General features: G+C 43.4%; 14 protein-coding genes. All 14 read left to right on the top strand.

From position 1 onward, the window contains the following. The first annotated feature begins 27 nt into the window (after positions 1–27). The 14 genes from DW738_RS10000 to pepC all read left to right on the top strand — a co-directional run bounded on the left by DW738_RS10000 (position 28) and on the right by pepC (position 14,389). On the top strand, positions 28–285 hold the full coding sequence (locus DW738_RS10000) for a DUF896 family protein (RefSeq protein ID WP_023022306.1): 258 nt from the start codon (positions 28–30) through the stop codon (positions 283–285). 396 nt (positions 286–681) lie between these two features. Next, positions 682–1,632 carry a 16S rRNA (cytosine(1402)-N(4))-methyltransferase RsmH gene (gene rsmH / locus DW738_RS09990; RefSeq protein ID WP_023022310.1) on the top strand — a complete coding sequence of 317 codons (951 nt, stop codon included), beginning with the start codon at positions 682–684 and terminating at the stop codon, positions 1,630–1,632. 12 nt (positions 1,633–1,644) lie between these two features. Continuing rightward, on the top strand, positions 1,645–1,980 hold the full coding sequence (gene ftsL / locus DW738_RS09985; RefSeq protein ID WP_006596866.1) for a cell division protein FtsL: 336 nt from the start codon (positions 1,645–1,647) through the stop codon (positions 1,978–1,980). Beyond that, positions 1,973–4,258, top strand: a complete 2,286-nt coding sequence (gene pbp2X, locus DW738_RS09980; protein WP_123160921.1) for a penicillin-binding protein PBP2X — start codon at positions 1,973–1,975, stop codon at positions 4,256–4,258. Before ftsL ends, pbp2X begins: the two co-directional genes overlap by 8 nt. 1 nt (position 4,259) lies before the next feature. Further along, positions 4,260–5,261 (top strand): phospho-N-acetylmuramoyl-pentapeptide-transferase, encoded by a 1,002-nt coding sequence (gene mraY, locus DW738_RS09975; RefSeq protein ID WP_123160920.1) that lies wholly within the window; start codon positions 4,260–4,262, stop codon positions 5,259–5,261. A 126-nt stretch (positions 5,262–5,387) separates the two neighbouring features. Further along, complete coding sequence (locus tag DW738_RS09970) at positions 5,388–6,731, top strand: DEAD/DEAH box helicase (RefSeq protein WP_023027721.1); 1,344 nt, start codon at positions 5,388–5,390, stop codon at positions 6,729–6,731. 224 nt (positions 6,732–6,955) lie between these two features. Beyond that, positions 6,956–7,762, top strand: a complete 807-nt coding sequence (locus tag DW738_RS09965) for an amino acid ABC transporter permease (RefSeq protein ID WP_123160919.1) — start codon at positions 6,956–6,958, stop codon at positions 7,760–7,762. Continuing rightward, the gene (locus DW738_RS09960; RefSeq protein ID WP_123160918.1) at positions 7,759–8,502 is read left to right on the top strand and encodes an amino acid ABC transporter ATP-binding protein; all 744 of its coding nucleotides are present in this window, start codon (positions 7,759–7,761) and stop codon (positions 8,500–8,502) included. Before DW738_RS09965 ends, DW738_RS09960 begins: the two co-directional genes overlap by 4 nt. A gap of 191 nt (positions 8,503–8,693) precedes the next feature. Then, positions 8,694–8,921: a DUF4059 family protein gene (locus tag DW738_RS09955; RefSeq protein ID WP_023022322.1), complete on the top strand. Its 228-nt coding sequence runs from the start codon at positions 8,694–8,696 to the stop codon at positions 8,919–8,921. Between the two features lie 58 nt (positions 8,922–8,979). Further along, positions 8,980–9,894, top strand: coding sequence for a thioredoxin-disulfide reductase (gene trxB, locus DW738_RS09950; RefSeq protein WP_123160917.1), 915 nt, complete (start codon positions 8,980–8,982; stop codon positions 9,892–9,894). Positions 9,895–10,096: 202 nt separating this feature from the next. Continuing rightward, on the top strand, positions 10,097–11,554 hold the full coding sequence (locus DW738_RS09945) for a nicotinate phosphoribosyltransferase (RefSeq protein ID WP_123160916.1): 1,458 nt from the start codon (positions 10,097–10,099) through the stop codon (positions 11,552–11,554). After that, positions 11,551–12,375, top strand: a complete 825-nt coding sequence (gene nadE, locus DW738_RS09940) for an ammonia-dependent NAD(+) synthetase (RefSeq protein WP_123160915.1) — start codon at positions 11,551–11,553, stop codon at positions 12,373–12,375. The genes DW738_RS09945 and nadE overlap by 4 nt, the downstream gene beginning before the upstream one ends. 56 nt (positions 12,376–12,431) lie before the next feature. Next, the gene (locus DW738_RS09935) at positions 12,432–12,983 is read left to right on the top strand and encodes a GNAT family N-acetyltransferase (protein WP_123160914.1); all 552 of its coding nucleotides are present in this window, start codon (positions 12,432–12,434) and stop codon (positions 12,981–12,983) included. Between the two features lie 68 nt (positions 12,984–13,051). Beyond that, positions 13,052–14,389, top strand: coding sequence for an aminopeptidase C (gene pepC / locus DW738_RS09930; protein ID WP_023022331.1), 1,338 nt, complete (start codon positions 13,052–13,054; stop codon positions 14,387–14,389). Positions 14,390–14,401: the final 12 nt, after the last annotated feature.

Genomic DNA, 14,401 nt, shown 5'->3' with positions numbered 1-14,401 from the left:
GATGACAGGTAGAAAGTAGGTTTTATTATGACACCTGAAAAAATTGCTCGAATCAATGAGCTTGCCAAAAAGAAAAAAGCAGAAGGCTTGACACCAGAAGAAGAGGTAGAACAAGCTAAACTTCGTGAAGAGTATATTGAAGGTTACAGACGCTCCGTCCGTCATCACATTGAAGGTATCAAAGTTGTTGACGAAGAAGGAAATGATGTGACACCAGAAAAACTACGTCAAGTCCAACGGGAAAAAGGCTTGCATGGCCGTAGCCTTGATGATCCCAATTCATAAATAGACAATAGAAAACTCGATCAGATATTGAACTGATCGAGTTTTCTAATTCTATATGGGCTACTCTGACTCCTCATCTCTATTTTTGTAGTTTTTCCATTGATTTTTAAATATCCAAATGGAGACGGCAAGAACAAAGGTAGCTGTCCAAAAAATCCAAGGGACAGGAGTTCGTAGGAAAAAGTAAACTGCAATAAGATCGGCCACTAGCAGGCCAAGGAGAAGGTATTTCTTATCTTTCATAGGGTTATTGTATCACAATTTGTTTCTCTAGGTCTATTGGTTGATAGAATGAGGTTTTTAAAGAATAGGAACTTTTTATCCCGAAACAGTGTGTGGATAGAGGAAAGAATCTCAAGTGCATCCTGGTCAGATTTGTGGTAAAATAGATAGGATATGAGTAAAGAATTTCATCATGTAACGGTCTTGCTCCATGAAACGATTGATATGCTGGATATAAAGCCAGATGGAATCTATGTGGATGCCACATTAGGTGGAGCCGGCCATAGCGAATATTTATTAAGTCAATTAAGTGAAAAAGGACATTTATATGCCTTTGACCAGGATCAGCATGCGATTGATAATGCGGAGAAACGATTGGCTCCTTACGTTGAAAAAGGCATGGTAACCTTCATCAAAGACAATTTCCGGAATCTTCAAGCGCGTCTCCAAGAATTGGGAGTCAGTGAAATTGATGGCATTTGTTATGACTTGGGAGTCTCTAGTCCTCAGTTAGATGAGCGGTCTCGTGGTTTTTCTTATAAAAAAGACGCTCCCTTGGACATGCGGATGAATCAAGACGCTTCTTTGACAGCTTATGAAGTAGTCAATACCTATGATTACCATGATTTGGTTCGCATCTTTTTCAAGTATGGGGAAGATAAATTCTCCAAACAAATTGCTAGAAAGATCGAACAAGCGCGTGCGATAAAACCGATTGAAACGACGACAGAATTAGCAGAGATTATTAAGTCGGCAAAACCAGCCAAGGAACTCAAGAAAAAGGGGCATCCAGCCAAACAAATTTTTCAGGCTATTCGGATCGAAGTCAATGATGAATTGGGAGCGGCTGATGAATCAATCCAGCAGGCTATGGATTTGTTGGCAGTTGGTGGTCGTATTTCAGTCATTACCTTTCATTCCTTGGAAGATCGTTTGACCAAGCAATTGTTTAAAGAAGCTTCTACAGTAGATGTACCGAAGGGCTTGCCCTTCATCCCAGAGGACTTAAAACCAAAAATGGAATTAGTTTCTCGAAAACCGATTCTTCCAAGCCAAGAAGAGTTAGAAAATAACAACCGAGCTCATTCTGCAAAATTGCGGGTTGCTCAAAAAATTCATAAGTAAGAGGAAATGAACATGGCAGATCAACCATTACGATCTCGTGGCAGTCAATTGCAAGATCGTATTCGTCGCTTTACCAGAGTAGAGAAAGCCTTTTATGGCTCGATTGTCCTAACAGGGATTATCCTTGCTGTCAGTATTATTTTTATGCAGACGCGGATTCTACAAGTGCAAAGTGATTTGACAAACCTCAATACGGAACTAAAAACAAAAGAGACTGAACTAGAAGATATCCGGCAAGAAGTCAATGAGTTGACTCGATATGAACGCTTGTCTAAGTTAGCTAGTTCTCAGGGGATGACCCTCCAAAAAGAAAATCGAAAAGTGGTGAGTTCAAGTAGCGATGAGTAAATTAAAAAAGAAAATCATTCGTTATTCCCTTAAAAAAAGGAAACTTCCAGACCAAAATCGTCGGCAAGTAGCTAAGAATTTAAGTTTGCTTTCCATTCTTGTTTTCTTCATTTTTCTTATTAATTTTGCAGTCATTATAGGCACAGATAGCAAATTTGGAAAAAATTTATCTGAGTTATCGCATCAGGTCCATCAGAAAACTGAGATTGTTCCAGCCAAACGAGGAACAATTTATGATCGAAATGGAGCTGTCATTGCTGAAGATGCGACGACTTATAATGTTTATGCTATCATCGACAAAACTTATAAATCAGCAAAAGGTGAAGTTTTATACGTTGAAGAAAGCCAATACAACCAAGTAGCGGACGTTTTTAATCGTTATTTGGGGATGGAAAAAGATTATGTCGTCCAACAACTGTCTCAAAAGAAGCTCAACCAAGTTTCTTTTGGTGCGGCGGGGAACGATATCAGCTATAGCAATATGGATGCTATCCGGAGTGAACTAGAAGCTGCCAACATTAAAGGTGTTGATTTTACGACGAGTCCAAATCGGAGTTATAAAAATGGGACCTTTGCCTCTCAATTTATCGGTCAAGCTCAATTGGTAGAAGATAAAGAAGGCAATAAAACCCTACAGGGAATAACGGGAATAGAAAAATCCTTGGATCGTATCTTGGGTGGTCAGGATGGAGTTGTGACCTATGAAAAGGATCGTAACGGAAATATTGTGCCGGGATCAGACAAGGTTGCCGTGAAGACAGAAGATGGAAAGGATGTTTATACAACCCTTTCTGCAGAACTGCAAACCTATCTCGAAACCAGAATGGATGTATTCCAAGAAAAGGTAAAAGGCAAATTTGTCAGTGCGACCCTAGTGAGTGCCAAAACAGGCGAAATCCTTGCAACGACGCAACGGCCAACCTTTAATGCAGATACCAAAGAAGGTCTGGATATCAAGAATTTGAGAACTTGGAATACGATTCTTTACCAGGACCAGTACGAACCAGGTTCGACTATGAAGGTCATGACCTTGGCTGCAGCGATTGATCATGGGACTTTCCCAGCCTATAATGAGGTATATTACAATAACGAGCTACAAGTAAAAGACGCGATCATCAAAGACTGGGAAATCAATATGGGCTTGTCAGAAGGTCGCTATATGAATATTGCCCAAGGTTTCGCCTATTCAAGTAACATTGGGATGACCAAGCTTGAACAGAAGATGGGCAATAATGTCTGGATGAATTACCTCAAACTCTTTAAGTTCGGACTTCCTACACGTTTTGGAATGGGAGACGAAGGTTTTGGAGGCCTACCAGGAGATAACTATGTCACTCAAGCCATGTCTTCTTTCGGTCAAGGGATTTCGGTGACCCAAACGCAGATGTTGCGAGCATTTTCTGCCATTGCCAATGATGGGGAAATGTTAGAGCCTAAATTTATCAGTGCGATCTACGACGGCAAACATGAATCCGCTCGTAAATCACAAAGAGAGGTCGTCGGCAATCCAGTATCCGCTTCAGCTGCTCAGCAGACTCGTAATTACATGATTACGGTAGGGACTGATCCTCAATTCGGTACTCTCTACTCGTCGGATGGTCCTATTATTCAAGTAGCTGGACAAAATGTTGCTGTCAAATCAGGGACGGCCCAAATTGCAACGGCTAATGGATATTTGGAAGGCGAAAATGACAATATCAACTCGATTGTTGTCATGACACCGGCTGAAGATCCAGATTTCATTATGTATGTGACGGTTCAACAGCCTGAAGTCAGCTTTAGTCCAAAGAGTTGGCAAGAACTGGTTAATCCAGTTCTAGAAGATGCGGTTGCTTTGAAGGATGAATTGAATCTGGTATCAGAAACCAAGGCCTTGGATGGGGTCACGAAAGAGGATACCTACAAGATGCCGTCGGCAGAATCCTTGTCGAAAGAATTGAAGTTGAAGCAGACCATCAGTCCAGGTGGCTTCGCAGATGAACTGCGTCGCAATCTGATCCAGCCTGTCGTCCTAGGAACTGGAAAGAATATTAAAAAGATGTCTGTTTCAGCAGGAACGAAATTAAAGGCAAATGAGCAAGTGTTATTGTTGACAGATGATCTGGATTCGGTTCCGGATATGTACGGCTGGACCAAGGAAAATGTTGATAAATTTGCTGAATGGACGGGCATTGAGATCACCTATAAAGGAGAAGGTTCTCGTGTGAGCAAACAAAACGTCAAAGTAGAAACTGCTTTAAAGAAGACGAAGAAAATAACAATTACATTAGGAGACTGATATGTTACTTGCTACCCTAGTAGTATCATTTATACTAACGGTTATTGGCATTCCGGCCTTTATCCGTTTCTATCAACGGGCCCATATTTCAGGGCAACAAATGCATGAAGATGTGAAGCAACACCAAGCCAAGGCGGGCACTCCTACCATGGGGGGAGTGGTCTTCTTGATCACTTCAGTCTTTGTCACCCTTGTTTTTAGCTTTTTAACTGGGAACTTTACGCGACCTGTTCAATTAATTCTCTTTATTTTGGTCTTGTATGGAATCGTCGGTTTCTTAGATGACTTCTTAAAAGTTTTTCGTAAGATTAATGAAGGGCTGAATCCTAAGCAAAAATTAGCCCTGCAATTGGTGGGCGGGATCATTTTCTATCTCTTTTCTGAACGCCAAGGAGCTGGTAGTCTTCTCAATGTCTTTGGTTGGGATGTCTATTTGGGACATTTCTATATTATCTTTGCCTTGTTCTGGTTGGTTGGTTTTTCAAACGCAGTCAACTTGACGGATGGGATTGATGGTTTGGCTAGTATTTCTGTGACCATCAGTTTGATCGCTTATTCCATCATCGCTGTTTGGCAGAGACGAATCGATATCCTCTTTGTGACCATCAGTATGATTGGAGCTCTATTAGGTTTCTTCGTCTACAACCACAAGCCAGCCAAGATTTTCATGGGTGATGTTGGAAGTTTAGCCCTAGGTGGGATGCTTGCGACTCTATCCATGGCTCTTCATGTAGAGTGGACCTTGCTCTTGATTGGAATAGTCTACGTCTTTGAGACCAGTTCAGTCATGCTCCAAGTATCCTATTTCAAATGGACAAAAAAACGGACAGGAGAAGGACGCCGGATCTTCCGCATGACGCCTTTCCATCACCATTTAGAATTGGGGGGTCTGTCTGGTAATGGCCCAAAATGGTCTGAGTGGAAGGTCGATGCCTTTCTTTGGAGCGTCGGTGCAGGAATGAGTGCCTTGACCCTCTTGATCTACTTTTTAATTAATTCGTAAGTCATTAAAAATAATAGGTTGGGATGCTATCTCAACCTTTTTCGCTTGCTAGGAATTGCTGTCCAAAAGAAGAGCGGGAAGAAGACTTTTCTGATATAATAGTAGAGATGATGAAAGGATAAGAGAATGAAATTTACAGATTTTAAGTTTAAGGACTATATTCAAGAGGCCTTAAAAGAGATTAATTTTATCGAAGCAACAGAAGTTCAAGAAAAACTCATCCCGATTGTTTTAGCAGGTCGAGATTTGGTTGGTGAATCTAAAACAGGATCTGGAAAGACCCATACCTTCCTCTTGCCTATTTTTCAAACCTTGAACGAAGATAGTAGCCATGTTGAAGTGGTCATCACAGCACCGAGTCGGGAATTGGCAACTCAAATCTACCAAGCGGCTCGTCAGATTGCTAGCCACTGTGAAAAGGAAATTCGGATTGCTAACTATGTCGGCGGAACTGATAAGGCTCGTCAGATTGATAAGCTCCAAGTAGCCCAACCGCATATCGTGATCGGGACACCAGGCCGCATCTATGATTTGGTCGCTTCTGGAGATCTGGCCATTCATAAGGCGCATACCTTTGTGGTCGATGAGGCCGATATGACTCTCGATATGGGCTTTTTGACGACAGTAGATAAGATTGCATCTAGTCTTCCTAAGAAGCTTCAGTTTTTAGTCTTCTCAGCGACGATTCCGCAAAAGTTACAACCCTTTTTGAAAAAATACCTGTCTAACCCTGTCATGGAGCAGATTAAAACCAAAACAGTGATCTCGGATACCATTGATAACTGGTTGGTATCGACAAAAGGGCGTGATAAGAACGAGCAAGTCTATCAACTGACGCAGGCTCTTCAACCTTATCTAGCTATGATTTTTGTGAACACCAAGGATAGAGCGGACGATTTGCATGCTTTTCTGGTAGAGAAGGGGCTTAAGGTCGCTAAAATCCATGGAGGGGTTCCTCCACGGGAGCGCAAACGAATCATGAACCAAGTCAAAAACCTGGATTTTGAATATATCGTGGCGACAGACTTGGCAGCGCGTGGAATTGATATTGAAGGGGTTAGCCATGTCATCAATGATGCTATTCCACAAGACTTATCCTTCTTTGTCCACCGCGTTGGCCGGACTGGTCGGAATGGTCTTCCTGGTACAGCTATCACCCTCTATCAACCGAGTGATGACTCAGACATTCGGGAGCTTGAAAAATTGGGCATCCAGTTTGTCCCTAAGGTCTTGAAGGCTGGAGCTATCGAAGATACCTACGACCGGGATCGCCGGGCTAATCGTGAAAAACGCCAAGAAAAACTCGACATTGAGATGATCGGCTTGGTCAAGAAGAAAAAGAAAAAAATCAAACCAGGCTACAAGAAAAAAATCAAATGGGCCGTGGACGAGAAACGTCGGAAAGCCAAGCGAGCTGAGAATCGTGCTCGCGGTCGAGCAGAAAGAAAGGCGAAACGCCAAACCTTTTAGTGATAAAGAAATTTAAAGATTTCCATAAAAATTAACTATTTGGTCGCTGATTTATTTTGTGATAGACTATCTATAGATAGTCTATTTTTTTGCTCTTAAGGGAGACGCTTGCTTGTTATCCCATCAGACCTGAAGCATGATTTACGAACGATCAGTAGCAAAACTCAGCATTTTAACTGTAAATATGATAGAATGATTCATTATCGAGGGAGGAAGTAACGAAGATGTTTACAACTACTTATCTGGCATCTGGCTGGTACGAAGAGTTTTTAAAATGGATACCAGAAGGAGAAATCTTTAACCTACGCGTCGTTTTTGAAGCAATTCCAGGAATTTTAAAAGAGCTTCCAAATACGATTTTGTTAACCTTGGCAGGAGCCTTTTTTGGTTTATTGCTAGCCCTATTGTTTGCTATTGTCAAAATCAATCGGGTAAAAATCCTCTACCCGATCCAAGCCTTGTTTGTGAGTTTTTTAAGAGGGACACCAATTTTGGTCCAGTTGATGCTGACCTATTATGGAATCCCGCTCCTATTGAAGGCCATTAACCAACAATATGGGACAGCCTTTAATATCAATGATGTACCAGCCCATTTATTTGTCATTGTGGCCTTTGCCTTCAATGAGGCGGCCTATGCCAGTGAGACCATTCGGGCAGCGATTTTGTCTGTTGATGCGGGTGAAATCGAAGCAGCGAAGAGTCTCGGGATGACCAATACTCAAGTCTATCGTCGGATTATCATTCCAAATGCAGCAGTGGTTGCGACTCCGACCTTGATCAACTCTTTGATTGGTTTGACCAAGGGGACTTCTCTGGCTTTCTATGCTGGAGTTTTGGAAATCTTTGCTCAAGCCAAGATTATGTCGGGGAATGACAGTCGCTACTTCGAGCGCTTTATCTCTGTTTCATTGATCTACTGGGCCATTAATATTTTGATTGAACAATTGGGTCGCTGGATCGAACAGGTACTCGCTATCAAAGATCCAAAAGTTGTTACCCAAACCTTGCAAGAGGAGGAACGAGCAGCATGATTCGGATTTCACAATTATCAAAATCTTTTTCCGGTCAAGTGGTCCTAGACCATCTCGATTTGGAAGTTCAAAAAGGGGAAGTTGTTGCTTTGATCGGTTCTTCTGGAGCTGGGAAATCAACCTTCTTGAGAAGCTTGAACTATCTGGAAGCTCCGGATAGTGGCAGTATTGAGATCAATGGGGAGAAGGTGGACTTTGAAACCATCAGTAAGGACGAGATCCTGACCCTTCGAAGAAAGCTAGCTATGGTCTTTCAACAGTTTAATCTTTTCAGTCGCAAGACTGCTTTGGACAATGTCAAGGAAGGACTAATCGTCGTCAAAGGCTTATCCGACCAGGAAGCGACCAAGATTGCCAAAGAAGAACTTGCAAAAGTTGGTCTGTCGGACCGCGAAACCCATTACCCTCGTCATTTGTCAGGAGGGCAGAAGCAACGGGTAGCCTTGGCGCGTGCCCTAGCCATGAAGCCGGAAGTCCTCTTGTTGGATGAGCCAACTTCAGCCCTCGATCCGGAATTGGTCGGAGAGGTAGAAAAAGCCATCGCAGCAGCAGCTCAGGCAGGTCAAACCATGATTCTGGTCAGCCATGATATGAGCTTTGTTTCCCAGGTGGCAGACAAGGTCTTGTTCCTTGATAAGGGGAAAATTATTGAAACTGGGACACCAGAAGAAATCATGAATGCCCCTAAAGAAGAGCGGACAAAAGAATTCTTTGCTAGTTACAAACGAACATTTGTTTGATATAATATATAAGAGCTCGAGTCTGGAACGCGATGTTTCAGACTCGGATTTTTCTTTGAGTAGGTGCCTCAGGAGAAGATGATTAGTAGTCTACTTTTCCGCATAGATAGGTGTTTTAGGTTGACCAACTGTTAACGAAACGAAGTGGCATCTCGTCCCCTCATTCCGATTTTGGATACTAAGGAGATCTTATGTTAAACCAATTGCTATCTCTCTATATTGAGAGCTTAATCATCACTTCAGTTGGGGTGTTTGCTGCTTCAGCTGTTTGGATAGGCTTGCGAGCGGCTCGTAAGACGGATAAAACAGCTAAGGAACGCCAGTTACACCTCTATGATATTTTATTAATTGATATTATGACAATTCCAGTCCTTACCTTTGCAGTCATTGGAGTTCTGTTTATTCTTCGAGCAAGATAATTGCAAAATGGTTCAATTGGAGTTAGAATCAAGATAGTTACAACAAAAGGAGAAGCTTATGTATGATACACTGATTATCGGCGCAGGCCCAGCTGGAATGACTGCTGCCTTGTATGCAGCCCGTAGCAATCTCAAGGTTGCCTTGTTAGAAGCAGGAATTCCTGGCGGACAGATGAACAACACGTCCGATATCGAGAATTATCCAGGCTATGCTAATATCAGTGGACCTGAATTGGCAGAAAAAATGTTCGAGCCTTTAGAAGCACTAGGTGTGGAACACTTGTTTGGCAGAGCCGAAAACATTGTTGATCAAGGATGCTACAAGGAAATTACGACAGATGATGGCCTCCTGCAAGCCAAAACCGTTATTATTGCGACAGGTTCCAACCATCGTTTGTTGGGAGTTCCAGGTGAAGAAGAATTGAATAGTCGTGGGGTTTCTTATTGTGCCGTCTGTGATGGAGCCTTCTTCCGAGATGAAGACCTCATGGTCGTTGGTGGAGGGGACTCAGCAGTTGAAGAGGCAATCTTCCTGACTCAGTTTGCTAAGTCTGTGACTATTGTTCACCGCCGCGATGCCCTACGTGCTCAAAAAGTTCTTCAAGACCGGGCTTTTGCCAATGAAAAAATTCACTTTGCTTGGAATACAGTGGTCGAAGAAATCAAAGGGGACAATCGTGTGACCAGTCTCGTCTTAAAAGATGTAAAAACCGGTCAGGTTCGCGAGCAAGCAGCAGGTGGTGTCTTCATTTATGTGGGCTTGGATCCTGTCAGCGATTTTGCCAAAGACCTCGGTATTCTAGACGATCAGGGTTGGGTGATTACAGATGATCACATGAAAACCTCAGTGCCTGGTGTCTTTGCGGTTGGAGATGTCCGTCAAAAAGATCTTCGCCAGGTCACCACAGCTGTTGGGGACGGCGCTGTCGCAGGTCAAGAAGCCTATAAATATATTACTGAACACGAAGAATAAGAAAGAAAGGAAGGGATGTTCGTCTGATGGAAAGAGACGGATAGCCCTTCTTTTTTACGATGAAAAATGAGGCTTAGCCCGGATTAAACTCATGTGGTCCTGCTTAAAATATGCTATAATGTGTTTAAAATTATTTTGGACTGTGCCAGTTGACGGAGCGTGACTGGTGCCACGACGTAAGAAAAAAGAAGAGGGATCAAAAATGTACCCAGATGATAGTTTAACTCTCCACACTGATTTGTACCAAATCAATATGATGCAGGTTTACTTTGAGCAAGGCATCCACAATAAAAAGGCAGTTTTCGAAGCCTATTTCCGCCAGCAACCCTTTAAAAATGGCTATGCCGTCTTTGCGGGTCTTGAACGCCTTGTCAACTATTTGAAGAATCTACGTTTTTCTGAGTCAGATATTGCCTACTTAGAATCCTTGGGCTATGAAGGAGCCTTCCTAGACTACTTGAAAAATTTCAAAATGGAATTGACCGTTCGTTCTGCCAAAGAAGGGGACCTGGTCTTTGCCAATGAGCCAATCGTTCAAGTAGAAGGACCGCTTGCCCAGTGTCAACTGGTCGAAACAGCCCTCCTCAATATTGTTAATTTCCAAACCTTGATCGCCACAAAAGCAGCTCGGATTAAGTCTGTTATTGAGGACGAACCGTTGATGGAGTTCGGAACTCGCAGGGCGCAAGAAATGGATGCGGCCATTTGGGGAACCCGTGCAGCCGTTATTGGAGGTGCTAGTGGGACCAGTAACGTTCGTGCAGGAAAACTCTTTGATATTCCAGTTCTTGGGACCCATGCCCATGCCTTGGTGCAGGTCTATGGTGATGATTACAAAGCTTTTAAGGCCTATGCTGAGACCCATCGCAACTGTGTCTTCCTAGTGGATACCTATGATACGCTACGCATCGGAGTTCCAGCTGCTATTCAGGTGGCGCGCGAGATGGGAGATCGTATCAACTTCCTAGGCGTGCGGATTGATTCTGGAGATATTGCCTACATCTCGAAAAAAGTTCGCCAGCAGTTGGATGAAGCTGGTTTCACAGAAGCGAAGATCTATGCCTCAAATGATTTGGATGAAAACACCATCCTCAACTTGAAGATGCAAAAGGCTAAGATTGATGTCTGGGGTGTTGGAACCAAGCTGATCACAGCCTATGACCAACCAGCCCTCGGAGCAGTCTATAAGATTGTGGCTATCGAAGACGAAAATGGCCAAATGCGGAATACCATCAAGCTGTCTAATAATGCTGAGAAGGTCTCAACTCCAGGGAAGAAACAAGTTTGGCGTATTACCAGTCGGGAAAAGGGCAAATCTGAAGGAGATTACATCACTTACGATGGAGTCGATGTCAATGAACTGACAGAAATCAAGATGTTCCATCCGACCTACACCTATATCAAGAAGACGGTTCGTGATTTTGATGCCATTCCACTCTTGGTTGACATTTTTAAAGATGGAAAACAAGTCTATGAATTGCCAGCTTTGATGGATATCCAAGCCTATGCTCGGAAGGAATTCGACAAACTCTGGGACGAATACAAACGTGTCCTTAATCCACAACATTACCCAGTGGACTTGGCCAAGGATGTTTGGCAAGATAAGATGGATCTGATTGATCAGATGCGTCAGAAAGCCTTGGGAGGTGATGAGGAATGAGCCTACAAGAAGACATTATTGCTCAATTAGGGGTTAAGCCAGTCATTGATCCTCAAGAGGAGATTCGTCGGTCGATTGAATTTTTGAAGGACTACTTGCAAAAGCATCCCTTTCTGAAGACCTTTGTCTTAGGAATTTCAGGAGGACAGGACTCTACCCTAGCTGGTCGCCTGGCTCAATTGGCCATGGAGGAAATGCGGAGCGAGACTGGAGATGACAGCTATCAGTTTGTTGCAGTCCGCTTGCCTTACGGTGTTCAAGCGGATGAAGCAGATGCCCAAAAGGCCTTAGCCTTCATCCAGCCAGATGTCAGCCTAGTCGTGAACATCAAGGAATCGGTCGATGCCATGGAACGTGCTGTGGAAGCGACAGGAACGGATGTCTCAGACTTTAACAAGGGCAATATCAAGGCGCGGAGCCGGATGATTGCTCAGTATGCCTTAGCGGGTGCCTATAGCGGAGCCGTCATTGGGACAGATCATGCGGCCGAAAATATCACTGGTTTCTTTACCAAGTTTGGAGATGGCGGAGCCGATATCCTTCCTCTCTATCGCCTCAACAAGCGCCAAGGCAAGCAGTTGCTTCAGGCACTGGGAGCTGATCCAGCCTTGTATGAGAAGGTACCGATTGCCGATTTGGAAGAGGAAAAGCCTGGCATCGCTGATGAAGTAGCTCTTGGAGTGACCTATGCAGAAATTGATGACTACCTAGAAGGGAAATCCGTTAGCCCAGAAGCTCAAGCAACCATTGAAAGCTGGTGGCACAAAGGCCAACACAAACGCCATTTACCAATTACAGTATTTGATACCTTCTGGCGTTGATAAGAAAGAAAAAGTCGGTTGAGCCGACTTTTTTTAAACAGATAGGAGGAAAGAGGATGAGAAAATTGGGTTCTATTGAACTGGAGACCAATCGTTTATTATTAAGACGCTTTGTTGTAGAGGATGCAAAGGCAATGTTTGAAAATTGGGCATATGATGCAGATAATCTTAAATATGTGACTTGGGATCCTCATCCAAATCCTAAAGTGACTCGGGCTTCGATCGAAAGGTGGCTCCGTCAGTACCAAGAGGAAAATATCTACAAGTGGGCAATTTGCAAAAAAGATAATCCCGCACAAGTGATAGGAGATATCAGTGTCGTTTCCCAGGATTCACAAAAAGAAATATGTGAAGTTGGCTATATTCTAGGAAAAAAATTCTGGGGTCAAGGTCTGATGACAGAAGCCCTCCAAGCGGTTTTACACTTTTTGTTGGTAGAAGTGGGATTCAAGGAAGTTCAGGCCAAGTATGTCAGTTTGAACCCTGCTTCAGGAAGGGTCATGGCAAAAGCTGGAATGCATTATCTTGAAACTCTCCCAAATGCTGTCGCTAGAAAAGACTATGTCGGAGATCAAATCATCTACACGATCCATTCTTCTGACCTTTAAAACAATTTTTACTTGAAGATTTTGGTCAATGGTCTATAATGGTAAGTAGCTTTACAAAGGAGAATCTTATGTCAGAATTAACACAAGAATTTACAGATCAACTTTATGCAAATTACCAAGCAAATGTGAAATTTGCGGCTCTCGAAAATGCCATCACCCACAATGGGATTCATGCAGCTTTGGAGACACGCAAAAGTGCAGTAGAAAACACGCCCGTCTTTTCTCTTGATTTAACCAAGGACAAAGTAACAGACCAGAAAGCTTCTGGTCGTTGCTGGATGTTTGCGGCCTTAAATACCTTCCGCCACAAGATGATCTCAAACTTCCAATTAGAGGATTTTGAGTTGTCTCAAGCTCATACCTTCTTCTGGGATAAGTACGAAAAATCCAACTGGTTCTTGGAGCAAATCATTGCGACAGCGGATCAGGAATTGACTAGCCGTAAGGTTGCCTTCCTCCTTCAAACCCCTCAACAAGATGGTGGCCAATGGGATATGGTTGTTTCCCTCTTTGAAAAGTATGGGGTCGTACCTAAGTCTGTTTATCCAGAATCCATCTCTTCTAGCAATAGCCGAGAGCTCAATACCTACTTAAACAAATTGTTGCGCCAAGATGCTCAAATCCTTCGCGATTTGCTTGCAAGTGGTGCAGATCAAGCGACGGTTCAGAGCAAGAAAGAAGAGCTTCTACAAGAAATCTTTAATTTCTTGGCTATGTCTCTGGGCTTGCCTCCTCGTACATTTAGTTTCTCTTACCGCGATAAGGACAACAACTACCATACAGAAGCTGGATTGACGCCTCAAAGCTTTTACAAAAAATATGTGGATCTTCAGTTGGAGGACTACGTTTCTGTTATCAATGCGCCTACGGCAGATAAGCCTTATGGTCAGTCCTATACGGTTGAAATGCTTGGGAATGTGGTCGGTAGCCGTGAAGTCCGCTACCTCAATGTTCCGATGGAGCGTTTGAAAGAATTGGCTATTGCCCAAATGAAAGCCGGGGAAACTGTTTGGTTTGGATCGGATGTCGGCCAAGTCAGCAACCGCAAAGCTGGAATCCTTGCAACAGATGTCTACGACTTTGAAGCGGGAATGGATATCCAGCTGACTCAAGATAAGGCAGGGCGTTTGGATTATGCAGAAAGTCTCATGACCCATGCTATGGTCTTGACTGGTGTGGACCTGGACGAAGCTGGACGCCCTCTCAAATGGAAGGTTGAGAATTCTTGGGGAGAAAAAGTGGGAACAGATGGTTACTTTGTAGCTTCCGATGCCTGGATGGATGAATACACCTACCAAATCGTCGTCCGCAAGGCACTGTTGACAGCCGAAGAATTGGCTGCTTATGAGGCAGAACCGATTGTCTTGGCTCCATGGGATCCGATGGGGGCCTTGGCTTCTAAGTAAGTTGAATTGAAA

It is taken from the genome of Streptococcus sp. AM28-20 (assembly GCF_003603595.1).
Classification (GTDB): domain Bacteria; phylum Bacillota; class Bacilli; order Lactobacillales; family Streptococcaceae; genus Streptococcus; species Streptococcus ilei.
Note: the sequence above shows the minus strand (reverse complement) of the source record. Positions and strands in the feature narration are given on the sequence as shown.

Coding starts and splice junctions, on each gene's coding strand:
- pepC (WP_023022331.1), top strand. CDS start 13,052: ATGTCAGAATTAACACAAGAATTTACAGATCAACTTTATGCAAATTAC.
- DW738_RS09955 (WP_023022322.1), top strand. CDS start 8,694: ATGTTAAACCAATTGCTATCTCTCTATATTGAGAGCTTAATCATCACT.
- pbp2X (WP_123160921.1), top strand. CDS start 1,973: ATGAGTAAATTAAAAAAGAAAATCATTCGTTATTCCCTTAAAAAAAGG.
- nadE (WP_123160915.1), top strand. CDS start 11,551: ATGAGCCTACAAGAAGACATTATTGCTCAATTAGGGGTTAAGCCAGTC.
- DW738_RS09935 (WP_123160914.1), top strand. CDS start 12,432: ATGAGAAAATTGGGTTCTATTGAACTGGAGACCAATCGTTTATTATTA.
- DW738_RS09970 (WP_023027721.1), top strand. CDS start 5,388: ATGAAATTTACAGATTTTAAGTTTAAGGACTATATTCAAGAGGCCTTA.
- mraY (WP_123160920.1), top strand. CDS start 4,260: ATGTTACTTGCTACCCTAGTAGTATCATTTATACTAACGGTTATTGGC.
- ftsL (WP_006596866.1), top strand. CDS start 1,645: ATGGCAGATCAACCATTACGATCTCGTGGCAGTCAATTGCAAGATCGT.
- DW738_RS09965 (WP_123160919.1), top strand. CDS start 6,956: ATGTTTACAACTACTTATCTGGCATCTGGCTGGTACGAAGAGTTTTTA.
- DW738_RS09960 (WP_123160918.1), top strand. CDS start 7,759: ATGATTCGGATTTCACAATTATCAAAATCTTTTTCCGGTCAAGTGGTC.
- trxB (WP_123160917.1), top strand. CDS start 8,980: ATGTATGATACACTGATTATCGGCGCAGGCCCAGCTGGAATGACTGCT.
- DW738_RS10000 (WP_023022306.1), top strand. CDS start 28: ATGACACCTGAAAAAATTGCTCGAATCAATGAGCTTGCCAAAAAGAAA.
- rsmH (WP_023022310.1), top strand. CDS start 682: ATGAGTAAAGAATTTCATCATGTAACGGTCTTGCTCCATGAAACGATT.
- DW738_RS09945 (WP_123160916.1), top strand. CDS start 10,097: ATGTACCCAGATGATAGTTTAACTCTCCACACTGATTTGTACCAAATC.